This window comes from Brevibacillus fortis, from assembly GCF_003013395.1.
In the GTDB taxonomy this organism is placed as follows: Bacteria; Bacillota; Bacilli; order Brevibacillales; family Brevibacillaceae; genus Brevibacillus; species Brevibacillus fortis.
Genome location: NZ_PXZM01000047.1, coordinates 1 through 25422, shown reverse-complemented (window position 1 = coordinate 25422; position 25422 = coordinate 1). Strand labels below are relative to the sequence as shown.

Sequence of the window (25422 nt, the reverse complement as noted above, 5' to 3'; positions counted from 1 at the left end):
TTTTAGAAAATAGGATAAGGTGCCTTCAATCCTCCCGGTATAATGCCGGGAGTTTTTTCTAAGTAAGCGACCACCGTCGCATCAAATGTTAAAATCAAAAACGCCTCCTATGGTGAGGAAATCTGGGTGACGCTTAGCTCACCTATTCCAACCGGATGGGTCATGACCAGAAGTCAAGCAGGTGCGAACTACATTAGATATGTCAATAACGCTCCTTATGGTACAGAGGTAGAGGTGATGCTAGCCTCCCATATTCCTGTCGATTGGATCATGGTCCGAACATATGGAACATCGAACGTGATCAGGCGCATTGGCTAAAACAGATAGATACATGGCATGCATCTAGTCCGCAAGCTGACGTCGAAATGCAATCGGTATCAGCTTGCGGGCTTTTATATCTTTGAAACCCATCATAAGTTTCCATCAATCGTGGAATATATAAATGAAGCACACGTCCTAAGGAGGCCAATGATGAGCACGTTTTACGAGAAATATGGTGGAGAAGATACGGTCGCAAAAGTAGTGGACTACTTTTATGATTTAGTTTTAGCTGATGACACTGTGAACCACTTTTTCAAAAACACGGATATGGAAAAGCAGCGTAGACACCAAACAAAGTTCATTAGCTATGCGCTAGGTGGTCCGAATCAATATACGGGCCAGTCCATGGCAAAGGTTCACGAGGGGATGAATCTGCAACCCATTCATTTTGATGCCATCGTTACGCATTTGCGTGCTGCCCTGACTCACTTTGGTGTCAGCGAAGAAGATATTGCCGATGCTCTGGGCAAAGTAGGGTCACTGCGGGATGATATTTTGTATAAGTAGCCAAGTACGCCTGATGTAATGGTTCAGGGAACACCTTCTGTTCCCGGACCAGAGCCAACAAACAGACTGACACCTCGACCAAGTGGATTCCGCTCTTCTCAGTGGCCCTTCGTTTTCGATTGGCCATTTTTAGTTTGGTCATACACATTTTGTAAAATTATTAGCAACTCTATTTTCTTCATTACGTATAGGATACGAGTTAGGTTTTGCAATTGAAAAAGGTGATAAACTACTTGCTGTTTTTAGAGATTTTGAAACGTTTCATCTTTTTACACGTATTTACAGTTAAAATATCCCAAAAAGTAGGTAGTTCACATGCTTAAAGCTCTCGGTTTCGGCGCTGCTTTGCAGATCCTATGTATGATCATAGCGATAACAACTGGAAACATCGACCAAGCTGGCAATTATGCCGAGTACCTTACATTTGGTCTTATTACACTAGCTGGATTAATGGTTTATAACGCCCTTAGCGCCCCCTCAGCCTATTACAAAGAACATGAAGTGCAAGATTATAAAAGCAGATGGAAATGGACCTTCTATTTCCTGCTTGCATCTGTCCCTAGTGGCATGTTTGCTGTCATCTTTTTCAGCTTCTTTGCTTAACTCCTTTTGCTTCACAAGCTTCTCTTTTCATTGAGGTAACCAAGAAGCACCATTTCTCGTACTAACGAATAGCCACACTACAGTAATCTTTCACATGGAAGGATGCGGTCTGATTTGAAAAGCGCAAAAGAACTATGGGGCTGGACCAAAACGTTGGGCATCTCCATTTCACTCGCGATGCTGGTTAACATATTTGTCCTCCAACCATTTAAAGTGAATGGACAATCGATGGAGCCCACTTTGCAAAACGCCGAACGCATCTATGTGTCGAAATTGTCGCACACATTTTCGTATCTCCCTGAGTACAACGATATTGTCGTGGTCGACAGCCGTGTAAACCGGGATCGTACGTTAAAAGATGACCTCCTTGAAAATCCTCTACTCATGTTCTCCATGGGGAAAAGGGATGGGAAAACATTCTGGGTAAAACGAGTCATCGGCAGACCCGGCGATACTTTGGAGTTTAAGAACGAGATCATGTATCGGAATGGACAGCCGTTAAACGAGCCGTACATAAAAGAAAAGATGGTCAACGTACCTGATGCCAAAATCGTGATACCGGAAAACCATGTGTTTGTGATGGGAGATAATCGAAACAATAGCGATGATAGTAGAGTCATTGGCGTGATTCCTCTCGATCATATCATGGGGAAAAAACTGTTTTAAGCAGACGAGAGCCTTCTACTTTGGTAAGTTATTGAGCTTATAGGCGAATGTCCGTTTCGAAACGCCTGGCAACCGCATTTACTAGTGATAAATGAAGGCAAAGGGGCGTTTCTTGATGAGCTCTCAGCACTCTCATTCATTACGCTTTATCCGATTTGCCGATAGGCCCGGGCATTTTCATGGGTACGAAACACTAACAACCGTTTCGGGTCGTCATCGTCATCGTATACGCGGAAGAACATCGCCCCCAGAAGGAATGAGAGATCGGCACGTCCATTACTACGAAGGTACCACTACGTTTGATGATGGACATGTGCATCACTACAGAGGATGGACTAGTCCGCCTATTCCGCTGCCGGACGGAAGCCATTACCACGAGTTTTCAGGGCAAACCACTTACGATGACGGGCATACTCATTACTACCGGGGTGTAACCAGCGAAGCTCTATCTTAAATGATAAAGGCTGTTCCTCTCCGGAGCAGCCTTTTTCCTCTTCTTATTTTTCTAAATCTGACGCCAACGGACAGTCCAATGTATACAAGTTGCGATATCTTGGATTGTCCTGATACAACTGCTCATGTGTCCCCCGCATCGAGATGACTCCCTGCTCCATAAAAATAACCTCGTCCATTTGCTCTACACCGCTCAAGTGGTGAGTCACCCAGATCAATGTTTTCCCGTACAAGACACGAAAGATCGTTTCCATCAGGTCGCGCTCAGTCAACGGATCTAATCCCACCGTCGGCTCGTCAAGGAGAACAATCGGCTTGTCTTGCAGCAAAATCCGGGCAAGGGCTATACGCTGCCTTTCTCCGCCAGAGAAGCGCAGACCAGTTTCCTGCATCCGTGTTTGATAACCGTCTGGTAAAGATTCAATCAACTGATCCAGACCGACTTGAGCTGTGACAGCACGAACTTCTTCATCGGACGCATCGGATCGACCGAGCCTGATGTTATTGGCTACGGTTGTGTCAAACAAATACGGCTGCTGATTCAAAACGGAAAACAAACAAGCAGAAGCTTCCTCTGATTGGACAGGCTGCCCATTTACAGTCACCTGGCCTGCATTAGGCTGTATGGCTCCTCGAATCAAGTTCAGTATCGTGGATTTACCAGCTCCACTGCGACCGAGCAACGCGATTTTCCCCCCTTGAGGTACCTCAAAAGACACGTCCTGCACACTCCAATTGCTGGCTTGTGAGTAGCGAAAATGAACATGATCCAGCTTCAAACTGCCTCCAGCTTGATCTGCCACCTTTTCCATCTGCGCTTCCACAATGGATGGACGACTGCCCTCGATCTCCCGAAGCCGCCCCAGAGACTCCCTGTATTCTGGCATACGCACAACAGCGTCAGAAATCCGAGCAAATGCATCCATCAACGGAAATGCGACCAGCCCAATCGCAGCAATCAGCGTAACAGGAATCTGATTCGCAGTGGCAAGTCCGCCTGCCCAGATGACCAGTAAGACAATGGCTCCCCCGATTGCACACTGGGACATCCACTGTACTCGCCATTCTCCGCGTCGAATGGAGTTTTCGATCTGGGCAGTGGCCTTTTGTCGTCTTGTAAACAACTGGAGAAACTGCTGCGTACGACCACTGAGAATCCAGTCACTCATGCCAAAAACAGCATCAGTCAGCTCTCGGTACGCTGCCTGTCTCTCTTGTTTGAACCGACGACTCTTGGCAATGGATGCCCACAAGACTACTGCCGGAGCAACAAACAGCAGAAAACCACAGTACAACGCCATCAATAACGCGAACATCCCGTCCATTCTTCCCAGTGCCACAATACCTGCCGCGTAAAGGAGTACCGCCGAGACGACTGGCAGCACAAAGCGCAGATAGACGTTCTGTAGTTGTTCGATATCATCCGCCAGTACACCAAGTAGATCTCCCGTACGAAAACGAGTGCCCAGGAGCTGCGCTTGCGGTTCGATGGCCTTGTACAAACGCACACGCATACCTGACAACACACGCAAAGCTGCATCGTGTCCAACCAAACGCTCCAGGTACTGAATGACTGCTTTGCTAAAGCCAAAAGCCCGGACAAGTACGATAGGAACATAGACCATTAAGACGTTTTCAGGCTTGAGTGCGGAACGGGAGATCAGATATCCGGACGTATATAGCAAAGCGCCCGCACATGCCACTGCCAAGGTTCCCAGCAAGGCCGCTGCGGCAAACTGCCAGAAAAACTGGCGAAAGTATGGAAGAAACCACCCCTGATTGCCTTCTCGCGCTTCCTTCATCCTTTCTCCCCCTTGACACCAGCTGTCAACAACCGATAAAATACGCCTTTCTGTGCAACGAGCTGTTCATAGGTGTCCGCCTCTACCAGTCGTCCCTGATCAATTACCCAAATCCAATCCATGTCTCGCATCCAATGCAGGCGATGTGTGGCCAAAAATACGCGTCTGTCCCCCAACACTGAGAGCATGGTTTGTTTTAGCTTCCATTCCGTTTCAATATCTAAGTGAGCAGTCGGCTCGTCGAGCAAAATCACTGGTCGGTTGCCAAGCAGCGCACGTCCCAATGCAACCCGCTGTGCCTGTCCGCCGCTTAGCGTTCTGCCCCCTTCGCCAATGATCTCGTCACAGCCATTTGGCAAGCTGTCTACCAGCTCTCCCAGACCGACGTCACGAATCACCTGCTCCACCTGTTCCTGCGTCGCTTCCGGCTCATAGAAGCGAATGTTATCTGCCAACGATTGACTGAATAAATACGGGTGCTGTGGAATGTAAGCGATTTGCCGCTGCCACTCCTTTTTCGCATCCCCTATGATGGGTTGCCCATCTACTTGTACCACACCAGCTTCAGGATCAGAAAAGCCGCCTAGCACTCCGAGAAGAGTTGATTTACCAGCTCCGCTCGCCCCAACAATGCCTACTTTTTTCATGTTGCTGTCCAATTCCGCAGATACCTCACCCAGTAGCTGTCTTCCATCCTCACCGACGACACGAATATGGGACAAGGTAATCGATCCATCCAATACACCTGTCAGAGATGTTCGGCTATTCGTTGCATGTGTTTCCTCCCTGTGTTCATCCGGAGCGCCACTATCGATAATGGTACGAATAGTCCCCAATGCTTCCTTGCCATCCAATGAGGCGTGATAGTCCGATCCCAGCATCCGCACAGGCAAAAAGTATTCCGGCGCAAGAATCAGGATGACCAATGCCGTTTCAAATCCAAAGTTCCCTTCAATCAGCCGCAGCCCAAGACCGACTGCCACAAACGCAACCGACAGCATGCTGAAAAAGTCGAGTGCCAAAGATGACAAGAAGGCGACACGCAACGTACGCATCGTCGCGGATCGATATTGATCGCTCACTCTTCCGACTGTCTCCCCATGGTCTTTGCTGCGTCCCAAAAACCGGAGCGTTTCCAGCCCGCGAAGCGAATCGGTGAATTGATGGGATAGCATTCGATACGAACGCCATTGTTTGTCTGCTTGTTTACGCGCCGCCAGACCGAGTACGATAAAAAATCCGATGAGAACAGGCAGCGTTACCGTCAGGATCAGTCCAGAAATAACATCTTGCATGTAGACAAATGCCAGAAGCGGAAACGTAACAAAAACCATATCCAGCGTGCGCGGAACAGACAACTCCAGGTAGGTACGTACACGATCGACACCTTCCAGGACAAGCGTAACAAGCTTTCCGCTTCCTTCACTGGCGGCAAAACGTGGACCACGCTCGAACAATCGGGATAAAACTCGTTGCTGTAAAGACTCACTGGAAGCTTCAGCAAAACGGCCAGCGACTTTCTTTTGCAGCCAAACGATGGTATGTCGAGCGGCTATCATGACCAAAAACAGTGCAAGCGGCTGGTACGCCATCTGGACCGCTTGACCTTCAAACAATATCGCGATCGATTTCGCCAAAAGCAGTGCCTGACCGATAATTGCCGCACTTTGCAGGAGGGAAAGGCCGGCTAGCAGCAGCATAACCGGTCGGATTCCCTGTAAGCGGAACAATTCCTTGTCCATTAGTACTCCAAATGATCCTTTTCAGTGACTCGTTTGTGGAAAACGAAGTAGCTCCAAGCCTGATAGGCTAGCACAAACGGTAAAAGCACTGCTGCAACAATGGTCATTGCTTTTAACGTGTATGGACTCGAAGCTGCATTATAGAGGGTCAAATCAAACGCGCTATCAATCGTGCTGACCATCACCCGTGGGAACAAACCGATGAACATCGAGACGAACGTCAACAAGATCATCGCACCTGTCATCCCGAAAGCCCATCCTTCCCTGCCTTGTCTCAAGAAGTGACGAGCCAGTACAAAAGCGATCACACCTAAGAGTACGGCTGCTGTCAGCAGAAATCCCTGACGCTCAAACAGATCGGTTACCATGAATGTCCACCCTACAAGCACCGCCATGAGAACCGCTTGCATCGGCAACAGCTTCGCTGCCAGTACACGTGATTTTTCACGCAGCTCGCCTACTGTGCGCAGTGAGATGAAGTTGAGACCGTGCAGCAAACATAGACCCGTTACTGTCAGACCTGCCCACACCGAGTACCCATTCACAATGTCAGAGAAGCCTGCAGTCATTTCCATATTTTGATCAATCGGTACACCTTTCACCAGGCTGGCAAAGATCATTCCGAACAACATCGGCGGTACAAAGCTTCCAATCAGTATCGCTACGTCCCACGTCTTTTTCCAAGCCTCGCCCCTCCCCTTACCTCTAAATTCAAATGCAACCCCGCGTCCAATCAACGCAAGCAGAATTAGCGTAAGCACGAGATAATACCCGCTAAACATCGTGGAATACCACTCTGGAAACGCTGCAAACATCGCACCAGCGGCTGTAATCAGCCAAACTTCATTGGCATCCCAGAACGGTCCAATCGTATTAATCAGAACCCGGGTTTGTAAATCATTTCGTGATAGCAGGCGCGTAGCCATACCGACACCAAAGTCGAAGCCTTCGAGAAAGAAAAATCCGGTAAACAGAACGGCAATGAGTAGGAACCACAGTTCATTAAGCTCCATAACGTTCACTCCTTACACGATCAAATGGATCCTGAACCTGTAAATCCTCTACTTCCTCATGACTATCCATATCCGGTCCTTTTTTGGCCACACGAGCAAACAGATAAGCCAAGAGGCAGAGCAGGATTAGATAAATAGTCGTAAAGGCGATAAGAGAGAACCATACCTCTCCTGTGCTAATGCTTGGTGAAACCGAATCTTCAACACGCAGTAGCCCGAATACCGTCCACGGCTGACGACCTACCTCTGTCATGATCCACCCTGCCGAGTTTGCGATGAATGGTAAGGAGATACCCGCAACCATCAGCTGCATGAACCGCTTGTTTGGCTGTTCCAGCTTTTTGCGGAAAGTCAGATATGCCCCGTACAAAGCCAGCAAAATCATTGCACTTCCGCCCGCCACCATGATACGGAAGCTCCAGAAAGTCGTCCGAACTGGTGGAATGTAGTTTCCTGGACCGTAGGTTTTCTCATACTCTGCCTGCAATTCCAACATGCCCGGTACAGAACCTGACAGTGAGTTATACGTCAGGACGCTAAGCAAGTAAGGAATTTTTATTTCAAAACCGTTTTCTTGTTTTTCTGGATCAATCGTTGCAAAAACCGTCCAAGGAGCTGGGTCCGAGCTTGTTTCCCATAGCCCTTCACTCGCTGCCATTTTCATCGGTTGGGTAGCAACCAAATACTGTGCCTGACCGTGACCGAATTGAGCAATCGCAAGCGAGGAAATCAATGCTACCACGATCGCGATTTTGAACGATTGCACAAAGAATGTAACGTCTTGTTTTTTCAATAGCTTCCAAGCACTGATACCTGCTACCAGGAAGGCACCTGTCGCGAATGCCGCAAATACGGTATGCGGGAATTCATATAGTAATTGTCCGTTGGTAAGGAGGGCGAAGAAATCGACCATCTCTGCACGTCCGTTATTAATAGCAAAGCCGACTGGCTGCTGCATAAACGAGTTGGCTGCCAAAATCCAAAGGGCCGAAAGAATCGTTCCGATCGATACGAGCCATATACATGCGAGATGCACACCTTTGGACAATCGATCCCAACCGAACACCCATAATCCAATAAAAGTCGATTCGAGGAAGAATGCTAAGAGGGCCTCAATCGCTAGCGGTGTTCCAAATACGTCGCCGACGAATCGTGAGAAATCAGACCAGTTCATCCCAAATTGGAACTCCTGCATAATCCCTGTCACGATCCCGACAGCAAAATTTATGAGTAAAAAGGTTCCCCAAAACTTGGCCATTTTTTTGTACAAGTCATTCTTTTTTACTACATACATCGTTTCCATAATGGCTACTAACAATGACAGCCCGATGGAAATCGGCACAAAAACAAAATGAAAGATGGTTGTTATCGCAAATTGAAGTCGTCCCAAATCCACTATATCCATGTACAAGATCCCTTTCTATTCGCGTTTTGGCCTTTTATGTACCGGAAGCATACCAGTGGGGTAACCAGCATTTATTACGACTTTGTGAAAAAAATCACAAATATATGTGAAAAAATTCACAATTGATTCTCTCTCGTGTAACCCCCTTTTCGCATTCATCTTCGTGAGAGAGTTTTTTGTTTTACCCTGTATCTTTCCGGTCATGTATCATTGTAGCAGGACTTTTGACCCTAGAGGGTGTCCGATTCGTTACATGATTTTTAACACTCTGTGACTGTTTAGGATTTCCCCTTTCATTTGGTCTAGACTTATGCTTCTTCACTTATTTCGCAAAAAATGGGCCCTTTTACTGGGCCTAACTTGATTGGAACAGCTTCTTCCTCGGTCGACATGCTTTCTGCGTGTCTAGCGTTTTCTTCGTTTTGGCAGATGCCTGTGTTCACTTGGGTAATCTCCAACTACTTCCCCTACCTTCTTGCTATCATGAACAAATTGTGCAATTTGTCTAGTTTGTGGGCCTCACGATAGTTAATACGGAAATAGTAGAATTGTATTAACACACATTTTTAATAAGCGGAGGAATTGACATGTGGATTCCCTATGAAGAAATAAGGAGCCACCCCCCTGATTTTCGAGTAAAGTATCGATTTTACTCTGAAAATCAGGGCGGGAGAAAGTCGACACCGTTTCAAGGTTATCGAAGTGATTTTGCTTACGATGGAGATGACACGAGCATAACAGGCAACTTTGCCTTTTAAGGAACTGCACGCATGTGGATTCTATTCCCCCATATGCGTAAAGAGGTCCACACAAAAAGAATGGAGCTTGGTGTGATCGGTTATTTTATGGAAGGTCCGAGAAGAGTAGCGGTAGTCGAAACAATTGAAATAATTGGGTTACATTCAAATCCGCATTCGTAAAAAATGCGTCTGGTCTTGGAGGGAATCGCATGTCTGAGTTCATGGAAATTGCAAGCGCGATGTTTTTTTTCATGCTTTGTAGATACTTCTTTTCAACAGAAAGACTCCCTTGGCGAAACATGATTTTTGAGTATGTGTCCATCGTCATTATTATTTGGCTCATAAAATCGACGGTTCAGTTTTTTGGACAATTCTGAGTCCATTCACTTGCAAAAAAAGCAGGCTGTCAGCGAATGACAACCTGCTCTTGCGTCATTTATTACGCCCAGTGCGGTGGACGTATGAACGAAGGAGGCAGCTTGGTGCTTGCATCGCCCTTTGCCCCGTTGAGCTGAACTTGCGTAAGAAACAGCGTCTCCGTCAAGTTCGCTCCGCTCACATCTGTATCGCGAAAATCTGCACCAATGAGGTCAGCTCCCCGCAAATCTGCTCCTCTTAGATCAGCAGCAATCAAATAAGCTCCGCGCAAATTGGCTCCTCGTAAATCAGCGCCTTTGAGCTTGGCACCGATGAGATCCGCTCCTCGGCCATAGGTTTTACCTTCCTTGCCCCCTTTGTACTTAGCAATCGCTTCCTTACGTACCCATTCACTTGTCTGCAACAATAGTTCGTTTACTTTGGCTCGATGAAGAGCTACGTCCAGCTTCATGATGTCCTCAGGACTGTGATCAGTCAGGCGCTGTGTCTCCTCCAGCGCTTCCTTTAATTCAGAATGAAGGGACTGGGCAGCTTGCTTGGTCAACGCCTCCGTTATATACCAAAGCAGCTCATGAAGCTGCCACATGATCGGAAATACTTCATACATTTGCTTCGCCGATCCGGGTACTGTACGCCAATCTTGGCCGCCATAAGTGACTTGAGACACCTTTTGACCAGCTCCAAAACAATCGTAGACAGTACAACCGCGAAAGCCGATCTTCCTCAGCTTTGTGTGAACACCACACCGGAAGTCTGCCTGTAAGTTACTACAGGGCTTGCCTGCGTCTTTATTGATGGCAAAGTCTGAGGAAGCCGCAAAAGGCAATGCCACACAGCACAAGCCAAAGCAGCTTTCACAGTCACCTTGAAGATGACCGCGACTTTTATCGTCAGTAGATTGTATGTATTCTTGATGCGTAGCCATAAATGATCCTCCTGGAAAAAAACACGATTCTCTCGCGCGTGGCGAAAAGAATCGTGCTACTTTTAAATAAGCGGTATTGACCGTTTATTTGAATGCGATTTGAGATTCGATCAGGTAATTCCCGAAAACTTCGGCAAAGGCTTCTGCTGTATGATAGCCTTCTTCCAAGGTGTTGTTCGTACCACCGAATTCCAAAAGCAAGGCTCCCTCGGAAATGGACTGATTATACACGCCGTTCCCTTGATTGGAACCTTTCAGGATAATCCCCCGCGACAAACCAGGATAAGAGGCTTCCAGACGGGCGTGCAGCTCTTCCGCCAGCTTTTTGTTCGCCAGATGGTTCGGATTCGCCGTTCCGATTACAAACAGCATGCGGGAATACGTTTTGCCATTGATCGTGATCGCTACCTTGCTGCGTGGCTCATCACTGTCCCGATGAATATCGAAAATGTACTGTAAGTGCGGACTAGTTGCAGCCGCTGCCGCTACCGCTTTGTACGACTCGGAATAAGACATCGAGTAGCTTTTATTCTGTTCCCTCAATCTTTGCGCGAAATCGTCCTGACTCGCCATAGCTGAAATGCCTCTTACTTGCAACAGCTCGCCAAGCCTTTTCCCCACAAGCGTGATGTTGATCTCAGGATCATCTACGGAGCCCCCTTGTTGGTTCCGTGCAACATTTCGCCAAGACTCACGGTTATGGGTGTGATAGATATACACTTTTTCGTTTCCAATCATCCCACTGTTGTACTCGTAATTAGCTCCTGTCGGTGGCAGAGTACCAGCTGGTTGAATCTTCTCTACGATCCACCCTGCGATATAGGCAGTCGAATTGTCTGCCAGCCTGATGATGTACCAGTCTCCTACTGTTTGCACAACCGGGAAGACTTGTCCGGGCTGAACGGTTCCGATGATTGCATGATCGGTTGAGGGACCGTTGCGAATGTTAGAATCAGGATTTTTGACGCGAATTTGTAGCTCTTGAACAGAGGGAGGCGTTGTTGTTGGCAAAGTCGCTGGTGCCCCCGGTGTTGAACTCGGCGGTGGCGGAGCTGTCCCAGTCTGTTCCATTGGTTTGAAGATATAGGCATAGGTCCCGTTAAAGTTAATGGTGTACCAACCATTTGCATATCCGTAATGATTGATTGTCATCCCGCCATGGATTTGACCAATGACGGTACCAAGAATATCTGGCTGTGCATAAACTTCATAGCCTTCGGTTAATACGATTGTCCCTTGCCCGAATTCACTCCCTGTATTGGATGGGAGTACAGGAGGGGGCGGTGCTGGAATTGATGGCGGGTCTGGGATTTGTGCTGGTACCTGGGGTGGTTTTGGTGCTGGTGCAGATGTCTCCGTTAAGAAACTGGCTTTCACCCAGCCGTTCTTTTGATCGGACAGCTTAATTTGTGCCCATTCCCCTTGCTTTCTCGTTTGCAAAAACACACCGTTTTTGTCGATGATCTGCAAAATTTGTGAAGTGGCATTTGGTTCTGCCCGAACATTCAGCATGTCCACATTGCTTTTGACATATTTAATCTGCGGGACTTCTATCATCTTCACATACTTATTATTGACCCATCCGGTATTGCCGTTCGGCAGCTTTACCTGAGTCCAATCATTTTGCTGCTTGGTGATTGGCAACCGCGTGGCTTTTTTGAGTGTTGCGACGATCTGGGTAGTCGTACCTGGCTCGCTTCGAATATTTAACTGATCGACCGCCACGTCTACATGGGTGGCCGCTCGCGCAATGGACAGAGGCATCAGCAAAATCAGGAAGAAAACAGCTAGCAAGCTGACATTTACTCGTAAAAGCAAGTTCCTCGTTCCCCTCTGTTTATTTCGTATTTTTGGAAAATCCAACTAATAGAAAGAACTTCTCGATTCGTCCGCATATTCCTTCATGTTTTGACATCTTTTGCTGTCAAAACAACAATAGCTTCACGATCAATCTATCTCCTGAAAAATATTGACGTTTTTAATAGAAAAAAGTTACAGAAAAAAGGATGAAGCGACAAGCTTCACCCTTTTACTTTTCTACTCTATTTTCTTCTTACCATTTTGCTGCCCAAGCTTCTATCTCCACTTTGAGCGAAGGGACTGCCAATGCTGGGACGTAAGACATTGTCATCGCTGGCGGTGTCCCTCCGTGAAACTTCTCCCACACCTGATTAAAATACTTCCAATCCATTTGCTCCGTTGCCCATATATTGATTTTGATGATATGGTCGGCAGTAACTGACTCACTTGCAAAATTGCGCAGGATGTTCTGTAGCGTGTTTTCTACTTGCTCTTTCATATCTGTCGGCAACTCTCCATGAATGTCCATTCCTACTTGCCCAGAAAGTACGAGCAAATCGGCCCCTTTTGGAACGACTGTCAAATGTGTATAGGGTCCCATAGGAGGAGCAACTGTACTCGGATTTTTACGCTGGACCTTGGGATTCATCTGGTCGGTTTGTTCTTCTTTCACGATCGCCAGTGTTTGATGATCTTCCCACCGACCATTAATTTTCACGTTTTTCTTGGCAATGCCTTCCTTGTGAAAACCAGCTTTCAACAGGACTTTGATCGAGCCTATATTATGCGGCATCACCCCTGCTTCTAAGCGGTGAAGACCTAATGTTTCGAATGCATAGGCAACGACGAGCTTTACAGCTTCGGTCATATAACCTTTTCCATTATGCTCTTGATCGAGGAAGTAGCCGATCCAGCAGCTTTGCAGATTGTCTCTTACGACCTCGGAAAGAATGACTTCCCCAATGATTTGATCCTGTCCTTTTTTCGTAATGACAAAGACGTACCCTCTGTCTTCTTCTTTTAATGCCATTACACTTTTGATTCTGTCGATTTGTCCTTCCAGTGTGTAAAACGAATCTTCTCTGGTCCCTGTGAAGCTTTGAAAGAAGTGTCTGTTTCTCACTTCAAGCGCCAAGAGGCTCTGTGCATCCGATTCCTGTACCAGTCTTACGTAAATGTTCTCTCCGTTTCCTTGCATACAATCCATCTCCCTTTTTTGAAATGAAAAAAACACCACAGGAAATCCTGCGGTGCCCTAAAAAGAAAACCACAGGAATGCGACCTGTGGCGTTTTTCCACTGTATCCTGATGAATCCCACTACATCAAAGGATGGTCGCTATATCCGTTTTTGGACATACTTCTCCCGTGATTTAGCCAGATCAAAGAAAACAGCGGTGGAGTATCCAATTCCTTTTGGCAAAGACAGTAATGATCTTTTTTTCATGTGGATACCCTCCTTTCCGCTGTTTTCTGTGCATACAATTTCGATATAGAGACGGTCGTAGCAGCTACCGTTACATTATTATCCAACTCCCCTAGTATAGCTGCAAAAGACATTCGTAGCAACATCGTCAGCGTCCCTTTTTGCCGTTTCTCCAAAGCATATACACATTGGCGATGGAAGTCACAACGAGTAGACCCAACAGGATGTTTGTGACGATCAATACATTCGTCAAATGCTGAATAGGTGCATGAATAATAGATAGAACGCTCATCAGCTTGTTCGGAATGTCATTGATCGTAGCGATAAGATTATTGAAATACTGCACATAGTCCCCCAAACCGAAAAACCTCCTCAGGCATACCGCATGCATTCCGTCCATAGCCTTTGATAAAATTCGCAGCCTTAGTCCTCTGCACAGGATTAGATCGATTTTTTTGTGGAACAATGAAAAGGAGAGAAGATTGTCATCATTCATAATCCGATTGCAAGAAAGAAGGGAGCTACCTTTATGACGATTCAACGTTTTGTTCGAGAGTCGCGCACGTTCAAAGCAAGCCATGTGCTACCCCCGGATACGAACAATCACGATACGCTGTTCGGCGGCAGGCTGATGGCGCATATCGACGATGTTGCTGCGATCTCTGCCATGAAACATGCACGGGGACCAGTCGTTACCGCTTCTACTGATTCCGTCGACTTTTTGCAGCCAATCCGAGTGGACAATGAGGTTGCGCTCGAAGCCTTCGTCACCTGGACGCATAACACATCGATGGAGGTCTTTGTCAAAATTGTCGCGGAGGATTTGCTAACGGGCATTCGAACCGTCTGTGCCACTTCCTTTCTCACGTTTGTCGCGATTGGCGAGGATGGGCGGCCTACCCCCGTGCCCAAGGTCGTTCCAGAAACAGAAGAGGAAAAATTCTTGCATGATGGTGCTGAAAAGCGAGCGGAGAAACGGAAAGTTCGTCGCAAAGACAATAAGCATCTCGCGGATATGCTCGGAACGAGACGCCCGTGGGAACCGTGATTGGACACCGTATAACGCCAAAAAGTCCCCTTACCTTTTACAGGCTGGGGACTTTTTGCTGTTTCTATCTTACTCTTTGGACGCCCACTTGTAATCGACGACACCGATGCTATCAATCACGACATTTTTGAGCTTTTCATTTTGCACCCACTGATCAGCAATATAGTAAATCGGAGCGACAGGCATATCCTCCATGAGGATCGCTTCTGCTTGCGCCAACAGTTGCTTGCGCTTCTCAGGATCTTTTTCGGTCGCGGATTGATTCAAGAGTTCTTGGTACTTGTTGTTTTCCCATCCGGTGTTGTTGTTGAACCCATCCCTGTCCTTAAACAGCTCCAGGAAGCCGACAGGATCATAATTGAAATCACTAATCCAGCCCATCCGTACGATCTGATAGTCTCCGTTGTTCCTTTCTTCCAGGTACACTTTCCACTCTCGCTCATTGAGCGTTACGTCTACGCCGAGTGTTTGCTTCCACTGCTTTTGAATGGTTTCCGCTGCCAGACGATGATTCTCAGAAATATTAAAGGAAAGTGTGATGGGCGGGAGCTTCGTAATGCCTAATTCCTTCATGCCTTCAGCAAGCAGCTTTTTCGCCGTTTCCTGATCATTGTCCTTGAAGTAGCCTTCCTTTTTCAGCGTCATCATCGGGGGCAAGGCACCTGTAGCCGGTATTTGTACACCATTCTCCAGCGCATCATCGATTGCCTGACGATTGATCGCGTAAGCAAACGCCTTGCGAATTTTTGCGTTGGTAAACGGGGCCTGCTCGGTGTTGAACCCGTACCAGTAAACACCAGCTATTGGTCTGGTTTGCAATATTTCCTCGTACTCCAATGCTGGCAACGCTTCGATTGGCAAAAAACCAAAAGGAGCGCCTGCCCAGTCAGACTTGTCATGATCGAACATATACATCTGTGTATTCTCATCTTGAATGACGGTAAATTCCAGCTTGTCCAGCTTCACAGCCGCTTTATCCCAGTACAGGTCGTTTTTGACCACCGTGATTTTCTCTTTATCTGTGGAAACTAATTTGAAAGGTCCGTTCCCGACATGTGTCGCAGCTTCTCTGAACCAACCTGGGTTTTTCTCATCGAGCTTTTTGTTCACCGGATAAAAAATCGGTGCGACCGTTAGCTCTGTAAAATGTGGTGTAGACTGCTCCAACTCTACGCGCAATGTCTTGGCATCGATGGCTTTTACTCCTACCTCGTCCAGCTTCATCTCGCCTGTGTTGGCTTGCGCGGCGTTTTTGATGGAATAGAGCAAATAGGAATACGTACTATCGGTTTTCGGGTCTAGCGCACGCTTCCACGCATATTCAAAGTCATGGGCAGTGACTGGATCACCATTACTCCACTTCGCCTCACGCAAATGGAACGTATATGTTTTCATGTCATCCGATACGTCTATTTTCTGGGCGATCGATGGCTGAACTTTTCCATCCGGACCTAAGCGGACCAACCCATCAAACATCGTGTGCATCACAGAAAACATCGCTTCATCCTCAGCCATCGCGGGGTCCAATTGACCTGGCTGATCAATCAGGTTCAACCGCAAAACCTTATGAGTGAGTGTAGTGCTCACTTCTTGAGCTTTTACTTCGTTCGCCGAAGCATATCCTATGGATGAAGCCAGCATCCCTGTTGCCACTAGCATATTTGCAATCATTTTGCCTTGACGTTTCATCTCGATTCCCCTTTTTCGTTTTTCTAACAAACTTTCCACACGATACCAAATTACCACTTATTCTACAACGTTCAGACGATAGTGAAGAAAGTCATCCTTTGTTTCCGACTCCATGTCATAGGGCTCGAATCCATTTTTCAACAACACTTTTTGCGAGGAGATGTTATCCGTTGTTGTTTTGGCACAGATGATTTTGACTGCCAATTGAGGAACGTGCTCCGCTAAAAAGAGATTGAGTGCTTGCGAAGCCACGCCTTTACCAGCTGTATCCTCCCCGACTCGATAGCCGAGATGTCCGACTCCTTCTTCTTTCTCGATGTCTACCAAATTTATTCTTCCCAAGATGTCACCTTGGCTGTTTTTTATGAGGCCAAAAAACGAGATTCCTTGAGCCTGCTCGTCGAGTAAGGCTTGCAGACCACGTGAAAAATGATCATATTGGTAGTAAGCATCTCCCCGACTGGGAACCGATTTTTCGAAAAAGGCTCGATTGCGCGATTCAAATTGGAACAAACCCTCTGCATCATGTATGCTTAATTTTTCGATACCAATCATCATTTGAAAGTATCCTTTCTTGAATCGAGGTAGATTAATTATGGCTGTCGCTTATTTAGAAGAAGGTACGTTTATCGCCTTTATTGCCTTTACGATATTTTTCCTGGTCGCTTACAAGCTCGATCAGATTTCGTTTGTCTCGTTCATTGTCTCCTTGGCGGTCACGGCTTGCGTTCACGCCGCCTTCTATGTGTTAATTGTAAAATATTGGCCGTTTTTTTAATAGCACAAAAAAGGCGCAGGATGATCACCCGCGCCTGTACGCTTATCCACTCATAGCTTCGCTTCATAGGCCGCCAGCAAGTAAGCCGCTTGCTTGTTGTACTGGTTGACCAAGCCTTGAATGGCTTTCTGCCACTCGGCTTGCGGGAGCGGTACTGGCAGTTGATTGGCCGGCTTGCCGTTAACAATCAGTGCTGTTGTGAGCATTTGCTGCTGTGCTTCACTGAGTGAAGCCGTTGTTAACACCTTTGGCTTGAGCACTTTCTTTCCTTTCAAGGAACGCATGAGCTCTGTCATAAGGATGTGCTGATACTCCGCGTACAAATTCATCGTCATGTAGTAGCTCATACCCTCTCGCACTGGCACAATTCCCCGCTTCTTTGCCCATTCCATTACCTGTGGCGTCGTCATCGCTTGACTTGTTTTGCCTGTCGCCATGAAATAAGCCACTCGAAACATATCCTCATCACTCATGACAGACCGGTTCTCATCTGCCGCGACAATTCCCTTGGACACCAGCTCAGTAAGTACCGCTTGCTTGCCTGCATCCTTCGGCAGATTCAAATAAAGCGCCAGATTGGCAAAAAATTGGCTCTCGCTGTTGCCACCAGCTGGCCAGCTATACGGTTTGCCGAAATCGATCAGCTCAAGCGGGCGTTGTTGCATCATATCCGAGTAGGCCGAAAACGATTGGAATGTGATTGGACTATAGGAGACCACTGGTTTTTTCGTCAGGAATCTTGTCACGAACAGCTCTTGCCCACCTTGACTGAGATAACCGAACTGGTCTTTGGTTGTGAATACATAAGGCGACTGATCGTCTGCCTTACTCCACAGTTGTAAGAATACTTTGTTCGTTGGCAAAATCGCCTCATATTTGGCCGCTGTCACCACCTTTCCTTCCAGCGACATAAGGCCGTACAATCCCGTCTTCTTGTCCTGGTAGGCAATGGCACCCGTCTTGAGATCCGGTAAGTGCAGATACTTCATGGACTGATAATCGCCCATGCTTAGGCGAAGCAACTGCGGTGAATATACATCCCATCCTGCACTGGACTGAATCAATACCCCATCAAAATAAGATTCCGTATGAAAACCTTTTACGCCAGTGAGCTTGTTTGCGAGCTGGTTCCCTTCTTGCCCCCAGACATCCAGTGTGCCGTCCAATCGTGCTGTCACCGCGATCTTTTGATCTTGTACCACCGTATCATTTGCATCTCGATACACAAAATCACTCATGACCTGAAGCTGCCCGCCATCGACCTTGATCATCGCCATTCCGACAGCCCCCGTTCTCTCTCCCATCGTGTATAAGGAGTCTGCCACTTTGATCAAGGTGAGAGGCGGTCCGTCGTTGCCTGACTTCCACACCGTGGCTTTGATCTCCGTAGTCAACAGCTTGCCCTCTGGGGTATACAGATCCGCCCAATCGTGATCCATTGCAACGATAAGCTCGGTATCGGATTCCATGTAGACAGATTGGTAGAGCTTGCTGATTGGTTGGTTCGTCTTGCGGTCCACGATCATAACGCCTTTACCCGGCTGATACGCTGTCGTCAACTCATCGGACAACGGTGGATTGACAGCTTCTATTTGTTTCCCTCCGATGCTGTATCGCAGCACCTTTCCATCCGGCTCCGTCACCAGCACATCACCAGTTACTTCCTCGTGGCGAATGATTCGATTCTCAACAGGAGGCAGGACCAAGCCTTCATCTTCAGAATAAAGCCCGATTTTGTTTCCGTCTTTGATGCTAAGTCTGCTATAGCCCCCCAATGTCACATACGAGTCGAACCAAAAATCTGGCTCCTTGACTTCTTTTCCCCAGCCTGGGAGGATCGTTTTTTTTCCGTCGCTACGGACGAGCAAGCGTGCAGCTGGCGGACCTTCTGCCCGCGGATAAGCAAAGGGGATGACCGTCTCTCCCCCGACTTGGAGGACGCCGTACAGATTCGTTTTCGGGTCCTGTCCCAGCACATAGCTACCATGCAAAAACTCGGCACCTTTCTTCAATGGATGTGACGCACCTTTGGACCTGGAATGATACGTGATGACATCTCCAGAAACCGTGTAATAAACATCCAGATTGTTATGCTCGAACCCGACTTCTTTGTAAATGGGCTCTGCCAGCATCCGTCCGTCTTTCCACAGCCCTTGTCCTTTTGGCCCAATCACCTGAACGTATCCATTATTCCAAATGTAAATCGCGTTGTATTTGGGCTCGAGTACGTACTTGCCATTGCGGTCAATCAATCCTTCTTTTCCACCGGATCGCACCTTGAGATACGCGGTGTCTGGACCGCCTTCGTTTGGAATCAATTCTGCTTTTGCCAGCGAAAACAGCTTTTTGCCGGAAGCAGGATCGTACATAATGAGCTCTTTGGGAGTAGTCGCGACGAAATAACGCACTTTTTCCGCCTTTTTATTTTCCGTCTGATCAGGTGCAACGAGTTCAACCATCGACAGCTTGCCTGCAACTGGCGGAATTAGCACCTTTCCATCTGCATTGAGTACCATCGATGATTTTCCCAAGAGCATAATCGCAGTCCCCTGCTCATTGGATAAATAATACGGATGCGCCCCAGCAAACTTCATGGTCGACAGCTTGTGCGTCTTCAAATCGATATATTGGAACCAACCGCCTTTTTGAGCAATGGCGATATTTTTGGAATCCGGAATCTCGATATAATCCCAAATCGCAGGAGTTATTTCTTTCCCTGTCCGCGCGTCGAGAATTCCTTTTTTACCGCCTTTTGTTACGATCATGTCTTTGGTAAATAGCTCGAAATCATCATAAATGGCCTGTGTGACCAGCTTGCTTCCGTCCGTAAAACCGATCTTGTAGTCTGTTATATACGGCTGAATCTGGGAAAACGTAGCAGCATGGACAGAAGATGTCCACGCACTTGCCCCGAGTATGACCGCGGTAACCAGACTGATGGTTTTCGTTTTGATGTTCATTGGTGACTAGCCTCCCTTGGAAAACATTCCCTTCCTTTGACGCTTCGTCTGGTGAAATAGTTTCGCTGCCTTTTTCAAACAACTGGAACCTTTTCTTTCCCTCCACTCGCTTTTAAGCATGCTATAATTGTTCACACCTACGCAGTATAATCATCGTATACGGATGGGAGTGCGTAAAAGAGCACTTGGAAAGGATGTTCCCATGAATTTCTTTGCTGCCGCCTTGCAAAAGCCGGATGTCAGACGATTTGGGATTTTGGCGTTGTTTTGTTTGCTGCTTTACTCCTTGGGAAGTATGCTGAACATGGTTTTGCTTACCTTTTTAGTTACCTATTTAATGAATCGGCTGCATCAATACCTCACGCGTCTCACACACAAAGTCGTGCCGATCCATCCCAAGCTGATTCTCATTTTCCTCTATATTTTACTGACGTTCTTTCTCGTTGTAGGTGGGATGAAAGCCATTCCGGCTCTTATTCACCAAACCGGACAATTGTTCCATGTCATCGAGCAAGTGTACCACCAAAATCAGCACAATGAGTTTGCCCCCTATCTTATGTCTATTGTTGGGAAGCTAGATATGAAGGGCATCGTTCAAGGCAGTCTTGATTTTCTCGCGGTGGTCAGAAACGTTGGATTCAATGTCTTTCTGGCGATTATTCTGAGTCTGTTTTTCCTGCTCGGCAAAGACAATGTCGTTGCGTTTACCGCTCAATTTCGCACGAGCAAATTATCCTGGCTGTACAACGAAATCGCATACTTCAGCCAAAAATTCATCCTGACCTTTGGCAAAGTAATCGAGACACAGCTGTTAATCGCATTATTCAATACCACCTTCACCGTCATCGGTCTATGGATCATGGGCTTTCCGAATCTGCTGGGACTCGCGATCATGGTCTTCATACTGGGGCTCATTCCGGTTGCAGGTGTTGCTATTTCCTTGATTCCGCTCAGTGCCATCGCTTTTAGCGTCGGTGGTATCGCAACCGTCGTCTATTTGCTCATTTTCATCATGGTGATTCACGCGCTTGAGGCCTATGTGTTGAATCCTCGCTTGATGGCAACGAAGACTCACTTGCCGATCTTCTACACGTTTGTTGTTCTGATCTTTTCCGAGCATTTCTTTGGCGTATGGGGACTGATTGTCGGGATTCCGTCCTTTGTTTTCTTGCTGGACATCTTAGAAGTGAAGAAAATGGAACAACCACCGTCCAAAAATAAATCCGTTCCAAAAGATGTACGAGATGTACAAGTCAACACGCAACGAATGAACACCATAGAGAAGGAGCCCTCATGAAAAGGGCTCCTTTTTCCTTTACTTGTCTTCAAACCATTTGATCAAGGCTTGTGTGCCGCTATCTGCCTCTCCGTTTGCTGCCAGTTCTTCATAGAGCGATTTGGAGAGCGCGAGTCCTGGTGTCATCAGCCCCATTTCCTCTGCTGCTTCCAATGCGATTCCCATGTCCTTGATAAAGTGTTTCACGTAAAAGCCAGGTGCGAAATTGCCCGCGATCATGCGCGGCGCCAGATTCGACAGCGACCAGCTGCCTGCGGCACCCGCTCCAATGCTCGTCAGCACTTTCTCCGGGTCCAAACCTGCTTTTTTCGCATACGCGATCGCTTCACACACACCGATCATGTTCGTGGCAATACAAATTTGGTTGCACATTTTGGTATGCTGACCTGCACCTGGTCCGCCCTGCAAGACGACGTTTGTCCCCATGATCGTAAATACAGGCTCCATCGCATCAAATACTTCCTGATCGCCGCCAACCATGATGGTCAGTCGCGCTTCCCGTGCCCCCACATCCCCACCGGAGACAGGGGCATCCAGGGAATGCAGCCCGTGCTTTTTGGCTTCCTCATAAATTTGTTTGGCCAGCGACGGCTTCGATGTCGTCATATCGATCAAATAAGTGCCCGGCTTCGCATTCGCCACAATTCCGTCCGCGCCGAGATACACTTCCTCGACATCAGATGGGTAGCCGACCATTGTGATGATGACGTTTGCCTCTTTTGCCAGCTCACTGACCTGTTCCTTCCAGATAGCACCTGCTGCCAGCAAATCTGCTGCTTTTTCCTTTGTACGCGTGTACACCAGCACTGTATATCCTGCTTGTAGAAAATGGTTGGCCATGCTTTTCCCCATGACACCCGTTCCTACAAATCCAATGATTCTTTCACTTACAGGCAAAGTCATGTGAACCACTCCTTCGTTTCTCTCTTTCATGTTACATCAACAATTGTACTTCTCGAATCTATCCGAATATTCCTGCTACGCATCTTTTGTGTTTAAATGGGAAAAAGGACATATGTCCTTTTTTTTCGCACGCAAATGCCTTTTACTTATAGAAGGTATAGCCTGCAAGCAAACTAGCAGGAGGATTGATAGATGAAAGAACTTCACGACCGTACACTTTTGCATACGCTGGTGCAAAATAGTCCCTTGCCCACTATTTTTGATGACGCTACCCTCCATGAAATGCGCCTGTATCAGGCTGAGAAGGGTGACCTCCTCTGTTCGAAGGGCGATCAGCTTCACTACATGTACTTCATCCTGAAGGGAAAAATCAAAATTTTCACGACGCTCCCTAACGGAAAATCTTTGTTGCTGCGCTTTAACAATCCACTCGCGATCATCGGAGACGTAGAGTATGTCACACAATGCGAGGTCCGCAATACGGTTGAGTTTGTCCATCGAAGTCTCGTGGTCAGCCTCCCCTTCAAGTTATTGCAGGAGCGCTATCAGAACCACCCGCCATTTTTGCAATTCATTCTTCAGAAAATCAGTCACAAGCTGCATACATCATCGAACTCCACCAGCCTGAACCTACTGTATCCCGTTGAAAATCGCTTTGCCAGCTATTTGCTCTCCACGTTGTCCACTGATACAGGGTCGCCTTCTTCCGAGGAGCTAAAGACGGCGAAGCTGACGGAGGTTGCCGAGCTGTTGGGTACCAGCTACCGACATTTGAACCGAGTCATCCGCAATCTTTGTGCAGCATCCGTGATTGAACGCAAAAAAAGCGCACTGATTATCAAAGATCGAGAAAAAATCAGTGAGCTTGCGAGCGGAAACATCTATGAGTAATCAACCATATAGGAGGTCATATTGTGCAAGGCATTCTCTTTTCGTTACTCGCTGGCGTTTTTATTTGTCTGCAAAGTGTGTTCAATGCGCAAGCCAGTACAAAGCTCGGACTATGGCAAACCAATGCGATTGTTCACGCCGTAGGCTTTCTTGTATCGTTCGCGATCTTTCTCTACGTGCGTGATGGCGATTGGAAAAGCATCGGGGAAGTGAACAAGGTGTATTTGCTAGGAGGCGTTTTCGGGGCGCTCATCGTCTTTAGTGTGATGAAAGGCATTACGGCCATCGGCCCTGCCTATGCTGTATCGGTTCTGCTCATTTCACAATTGCTCGTCGCTCTCCTCATTGATTCTCTCGGCCTGTTTGGTGTTCAAAAGGTTCCGATCACCTTGAACAAGATCATCGGAATCGGCATCATGATCGCAGGCGTAGTCGTTTTCAAATTCAAATAAAAAAGGAGGGCATTTTCGCCCTCCCCTACAGAATCAATTGCTCCGGATTCAGCCCCAGCAGAGCCTCATGCACAAACCTTCCGTCTTTTCGAATGAGTACATCGTCAAACCAGATTTCGCCGCCACCGTATTCCGGACGCTGAATGCAGATCAGGTCCCAGTGAATCGCGCTGCGGTTGCCATTATCCGCCTGATCATAGGCACGGCCCGGTGTGAGATGGAAGCTGCCAGCGATTTTTTCATCAAACAAAGTATCGCCCATCGGGTGCAAAATGTACGGATTAAACGCAATGGCGAATTCACCGATGTAGCGTGCACCTTCGTCCGTTTCCAATACTTCCAGTAGCTTGTCCGTATGGTTAGCGTATGCCTCAACAATCTTTCCTTCCCGAAAAGTAAACCGGATGTTCTCAAACGTCGTGCCTTTGAAGTTGCTGGGCGTATTGTAGCTGATCGTCCCGTGAATCGAGTCGCGCACGGGAGAGGTATACACTTCACCATCGGGAATGTTTCGTTTGCCTACGGCAGTCCGCGTCCCAATCCCTTTGATCGAAAACGTCAGGTCTGTCCCCGGTCCGACGATACGCACCTTATCCGTTTTGTCCATGAGGTCGTACAACGGCTGGCACGCTTCGGCCATTTTCTGATAATCGAGTGAACATACGTTGAAATAAAAATCCTCAAACGCTTCTGTCGTCATGTTGGCCTTTTGAGCAAGGGCCGAGGTCGGGTAGTTAATGCGCAGTCCCGTAATCTGATTGTCGACATGATGAAAAATGGAATCATACGCTTCTGCGTACAGACGGTACTTCTCCTGCGGAACATCCTTCATCTCACTGTCATTCGTCTCACCATGAATTCCGATATAGCCTTGCATGCCAAACCACATGTCCTTTTCCCACTGAACGGTCTGGGCAAGCTGCTCTTCCGTCAGCCCTTTCAACCATTCCCGCTGGACCTTTGGCCGGACAAAGCGCAAGTGGGGATAAGCTCCCTTCGCATACAGCCGCTTCATCAATTCCATTGCCAGCGGTTCTCCTTCATCCACAACCATGATCATAATATGCTGTTTGGCTTGCACATCCAGGCTGTACGAAATTAAGTTGTCTGCTATTTTTCCTAATCTTTCATCTCTCATCCTCGCACGCATCCTTTCCAGATTTCCATTGCCCTTCCAGCATAACGTGCGTTTGTCAGAGGATTATCATCGGAAAAAACGTGATCTCCACGCTGTTGTGGTCGGGGGAAGCCCTGCCACATGTTTTCCAGTCGCCTATATCCTCTCTTCGTTCGGGCGGTCTCCTTCCAAACATGTGACAGTGCTTCCGGACAACAGTAGATTCCTTCGTGTTATTAAAACGTTATGCAAGTTAACGCAAGGAAGCTTGTGAAAGTCAATTCAGTTGAAATAGAACATCTTAGAACCACTTTCAACGAATGAACGAAAAGCTACGTAGGAAGAAGCGAATTTCCAGTCCAAGCGCCTCTGGAGCCCGACCTAGCGTAGGAATAAATGGCGGGGAATTTAAGCTTCACTTATGAACTACCTCCTCGAAACTTCTACGTTTGAAGCGCTCCCGCCATTTAGTTATGATCCCCTTTAGGTAGACAGAAAAAAGAGCGCA

23 protein-coding genes are annotated in these 25422 nt (G+C 47.4%); 10 read left to right on the top strand and 13 right to left on the bottom strand.

The features are described from left to right. The first annotated feature begins 126 nt into the window (after positions 1–126). From C7R93_RS29965 to C7R93_RS26010, 5 genes are all read left to right on the top strand, one after another. A complete protein-coding gene (locus C7R93_RS29965) occupies positions 127–318 on the top strand; it encodes a hypothetical protein (protein WP_146142442.1) in 192 nt (63 codons plus the stop codon). 153 nt (positions 319–471) lie between these two features. Then, the gene (locus C7R93_RS26025; protein ID WP_106841514.1) at positions 472–828 is read left to right on the top strand and encodes a group I truncated hemoglobin; all 357 of its coding nucleotides are present in this window, start codon (positions 472–474) and stop codon (positions 826–828) included. Positions 829–1188: 360 nt separating this feature from the next. Beyond that, positions 1189–1431, top strand: a complete 243-nt coding sequence (locus C7R93_RS26020; protein WP_146142441.1) for a hypothetical protein — start codon at positions 1189–1191, stop codon at positions 1429–1431. A 102-nt stretch (positions 1432–1533) separates the two neighbouring features. Further along, the gene (gene lepB, locus C7R93_RS26015) at positions 1534–2097 is read left to right on the top strand and encodes a signal peptidase I (RefSeq protein ID WP_106841512.1); all 564 of its coding nucleotides are present in this window, start codon (positions 1534–1536) and stop codon (positions 2095–2097) included. A gap of 91 nt (positions 2098–2188) precedes the next feature. Continuing rightward, entirely contained in the window at positions 2189–2551 is a 363-nt protein-coding gene (locus C7R93_RS26010) for a YmaF family protein (protein ID WP_341866951.1), read from the top strand. Between the two features lie 43 nt (positions 2552–2594). Here the strand turns inward: C7R93_RS26010 and cydC are convergent, their stop codons facing one another. The 8 genes from cydC to C7R93_RS25960 form a co-directional block, all read right to left on the bottom strand. After that, a complete protein-coding gene (cydC, locus tag C7R93_RS26005) occupies positions 2595–4352 on the bottom strand; it encodes a thiol reductant ABC exporter subunit CydC (protein WP_106841510.1) in 1758 nt (585 codons plus the stop codon). Next, positions 4349–6094 carry a thiol reductant ABC exporter subunit CydD gene (gene cydD / locus C7R93_RS26000; RefSeq protein WP_106841509.1) on the bottom strand — a complete coding sequence of 582 codons (1746 nt, stop codon included), beginning with the start codon at positions 6092–6094 and terminating at the stop codon, positions 4349–4351. Before cydD ends, cydC begins: the two co-directional genes overlap by 4 nt. Continuing rightward, positions 6094–7107, bottom strand: coding sequence for a cytochrome d ubiquinol oxidase subunit II (cydB, locus tag C7R93_RS25995; RefSeq protein ID WP_106841508.1), 1014 nt, complete (start codon positions 7105–7107; stop codon positions 6094–6096). The genes cydD and cydB overlap by 1 nt, the downstream gene beginning before the upstream one ends. Further along, a complete protein-coding gene (locus C7R93_RS25990; RefSeq protein ID WP_106841507.1) occupies positions 7097–8512 on the bottom strand; it encodes a cytochrome ubiquinol oxidase subunit I in 1416 nt (471 codons plus the stop codon). The genes cydB and C7R93_RS25990 overlap by 11 nt, the downstream gene beginning before the upstream one ends. Positions 8513–9691: 1179 nt before the next feature. After that, positions 9692–10555: a pentapeptide repeat-containing protein gene (locus C7R93_RS25975; protein ID WP_106841506.1), complete on the bottom strand. Its 864-nt coding sequence runs from the start codon at positions 10553–10555 to the stop codon at positions 9692–9694. A gap of 84 nt (positions 10556–10639) precedes the next feature. Further along, on the bottom strand, positions 10640–12373 hold the full coding sequence (gene spoIIP / locus C7R93_RS25970; RefSeq protein WP_106841505.1) for a stage II sporulation protein P: 1734 nt from the start codon (positions 12371–12373) through the stop codon (positions 10640–10642). A 235-nt stretch (positions 12374–12608) separates the two neighbouring features. Beyond that, the gene (locus C7R93_RS25965) at positions 12609–13553 is read right to left on the bottom strand and encodes a GNAT family N-acetyltransferase (protein WP_106841504.1); all 945 of its coding nucleotides are present in this window, start codon (positions 13551–13553) and stop codon (positions 12609–12611) included. A 374-nt stretch (positions 13554–13927) separates the two neighbouring features. Then, positions 13928–14137 (bottom strand): hypothetical protein, encoded by a 210-nt coding sequence (locus tag C7R93_RS25960; RefSeq protein ID WP_106841503.1) that lies wholly within the window; start codon positions 14135–14137, stop codon positions 13928–13930. 171 nt (positions 14138–14308) lie between these two features. Here C7R93_RS25960 and C7R93_RS25955 point away from each other — a divergent pair, with 171 nt between their 5' ends. Beyond that, positions 14309–14827: an acyl-CoA thioesterase gene (locus C7R93_RS25955; protein ID WP_106841502.1), complete on the top strand. Its 519-nt coding sequence runs from the start codon at positions 14309–14311 to the stop codon at positions 14825–14827. 69 nt (positions 14828–14896) lie between these two features. On the opposite strand, the gene C7R93_RS25950 is transcribed toward C7R93_RS25955, so the two are convergent. Together C7R93_RS25950 and C7R93_RS25945 are read right to left on the bottom strand one after the other, a co-directional pair. Continuing rightward, positions 14897–16516, bottom strand: a complete 1620-nt coding sequence (locus tag C7R93_RS25950) for a peptide ABC transporter substrate-binding protein (protein ID WP_106841501.1) — start codon at positions 16514–16516, stop codon at positions 14897–14899. Positions 16517–16573: 57 nt separating this feature from the next. Beyond that, positions 16574–17074, bottom strand: a complete 501-nt coding sequence (locus C7R93_RS25945; protein WP_106841500.1) for a GNAT family N-acetyltransferase — start codon at positions 17072–17074, stop codon at positions 16574–16576. 37 nt (positions 17075–17111) lie between these two features. Between C7R93_RS25945 and C7R93_RS25940 the strand changes: the two genes are divergently transcribed. Next, positions 17112–17294, top strand: a complete 183-nt coding sequence (locus tag C7R93_RS25940) for a hypothetical protein (protein WP_007729666.1) — start codon at positions 17112–17114, stop codon at positions 17292–17294. Between the two features lie 50 nt (positions 17295–17344). Here C7R93_RS25940 and C7R93_RS25935 read toward each other — a convergent pair whose 3' ends face one another. After that, positions 17345–20254: a WG repeat-containing protein gene (locus C7R93_RS25935; RefSeq protein WP_106841499.1), complete on the bottom strand. Its 2910-nt coding sequence runs from the start codon at positions 20252–20254 to the stop codon at positions 17345–17347. A gap of 202 nt (positions 20255–20456) precedes the next feature. Between C7R93_RS25935 and C7R93_RS25930 the strand changes: the two genes are divergently transcribed. Beyond that, positions 20457–21551, top strand: a complete 1095-nt coding sequence (locus C7R93_RS25930; protein WP_106841498.1) for an AI-2E family transporter — start codon at positions 20457–20459, stop codon at positions 21549–21551. Between the two features lie 18 nt (positions 21552–21569). Here the strand turns inward: C7R93_RS25930 and C7R93_RS25925 are convergent, their stop codons facing one another. Beyond that, positions 21570–22454 (bottom strand): NAD(P)-dependent oxidoreductase, encoded by an 885-nt coding sequence (locus C7R93_RS25925; protein ID WP_106841497.1) that lies wholly within the window; start codon positions 22452–22454, stop codon positions 21570–21572. Between the two features lie 192 nt (positions 22455–22646). Between C7R93_RS25925 and C7R93_RS25920 the strand changes: the two genes are divergently transcribed. Both C7R93_RS25920 and C7R93_RS25915 read left to right on the top strand, forming a co-directional pair. After that, positions 22647–23345: a cyclic nucleotide-binding domain-containing protein gene (locus C7R93_RS25920; protein ID WP_106841496.1), complete on the top strand. Its 699-nt coding sequence runs from the start codon at positions 22647–22649 to the stop codon at positions 23343–23345. A 23-nt stretch (positions 23346–23368) separates the two neighbouring features. Beyond that, positions 23369–23797, top strand: coding sequence for a DMT family transporter (locus tag C7R93_RS25915; protein ID WP_069848378.1), 429 nt, complete (start codon positions 23369–23371; stop codon positions 23795–23797). Between the two features lie 25 nt (positions 23798–23822). On the opposite strand, the gene C7R93_RS25910 is transcribed toward C7R93_RS25915, so the two are convergent. Further along, entirely contained in the window at positions 23823–24935 is a 1113-nt protein-coding gene (locus C7R93_RS25910; protein ID WP_106841495.1) for an aminopeptidase, read from the bottom strand. Between the last annotated feature and the right edge of the window lie 487 nt (positions 24936–25422).

Bases quoted from the DNA above. Each gene is read 5' to 3' on its own strand.
- C7R93_RS26025 (WP_106841514.1), top strand. From the start codon at position 472: ATGAGCACGTTTTACGAGAAATATGGTGGAGAAGATACGGTCGCAAAA.
- C7R93_RS25910 (WP_106841495.1), bottom strand. From the start codon at position 24,935: ATGAGAGATGAAAGATTAGGAAAAATAGCAGACAACTTAATTTCGTAC.
- C7R93_RS26010 (WP_341866951.1), top strand. From the start codon at position 2,189: ATGAAGGCAAAGGGGCGTTTCTTGATGAGCTCTCAGCACTCTCATTCA.
- C7R93_RS25990 (WP_106841507.1), bottom strand. From the start codon at position 8,512: ATGGATATAGTGGATTTGGGACGACTTCAATTTGCGATAACAACCATC.
- C7R93_RS25930 (WP_106841498.1), top strand. From the start codon at position 20,457: ATGAATTTCTTTGCTGCCGCCTTGCAAAAGCCGGATGTCAGACGATTT.
- C7R93_RS25975 (WP_106841506.1), bottom strand. From the start codon at position 10,555: ATGGCTACGCATCAAGAATACATACAATCTACTGACGATAAAAGTCGC.
- lepB (WP_106841512.1), top strand. From the start codon at position 1,534: ATGCGGTCTGATTTGAAAAGCGCAAAAGAACTATGGGGCTGGACCAAA.
- C7R93_RS25925 (WP_106841497.1), bottom strand. From the start codon at position 22,454: ATGACTTTGCCTGTAAGTGAAAGAATCATTGGATTTGTAGGAACGGGT.
- C7R93_RS25945 (WP_106841500.1), bottom strand. From the start codon at position 17,074: ATGATGATTGGTATCGAAAAATTAAGCATACATGATGCAGAGGGTTTG.
- C7R93_RS25920 (WP_106841496.1), top strand. From the start codon at position 22,647: ATGAAAGAACTTCACGACCGTACACTTTTGCATACGCTGGTGCAAAAT.
- C7R93_RS25955 (WP_106841502.1), top strand. From the start codon at position 14,309: ATGACGATTCAACGTTTTGTTCGAGAGTCGCGCACGTTCAAAGCAAGC.
- cydD (WP_106841509.1), bottom strand. From the start codon at position 6,094: ATGGACAAGGAATTGTTCCGCTTACAGGGAATCCGACCGGTTATGCTG.
- cydC (WP_106841510.1), bottom strand. From the start codon at position 4,352: ATGAAGGAAGCGCGAGAAGGCAATCAGGGGTGGTTTCTTCCATACTTT.
- C7R93_RS26020 (WP_146142441.1), top strand. From the start codon at position 1,189: ATGATCATAGCGATAACAACTGGAAACATCGACCAAGCTGGCAATTAT.
- cydB (WP_106841508.1), bottom strand. From the start codon at position 7,107: ATGGAGCTTAATGAACTGTGGTTCCTACTCATTGCCGTTCTGTTTACC.
- C7R93_RS25965 (WP_106841504.1), bottom strand. From the start codon at position 13,553: ATGCAAGGAAACGGAGAGAACATTTACGTAAGACTGGTACAGGAATCG.
- C7R93_RS25935 (WP_106841499.1), bottom strand. From the start codon at position 20,254: ATGAACATCAAAACGAAAACCATCAGTCTGGTTACCGCGGTCATACTC.
- C7R93_RS25940 (WP_007729666.1), top strand. From the start codon at position 17,112: ATGGCTGTCGCTTATTTAGAAGAAGGTACGTTTATCGCCTTTATTGCC.
- C7R93_RS25950 (WP_106841501.1), bottom strand. From the start codon at position 16,516: ATGAAACGTCAAGGCAAAATGATTGCAAATATGCTAGTGGCAACAGGG.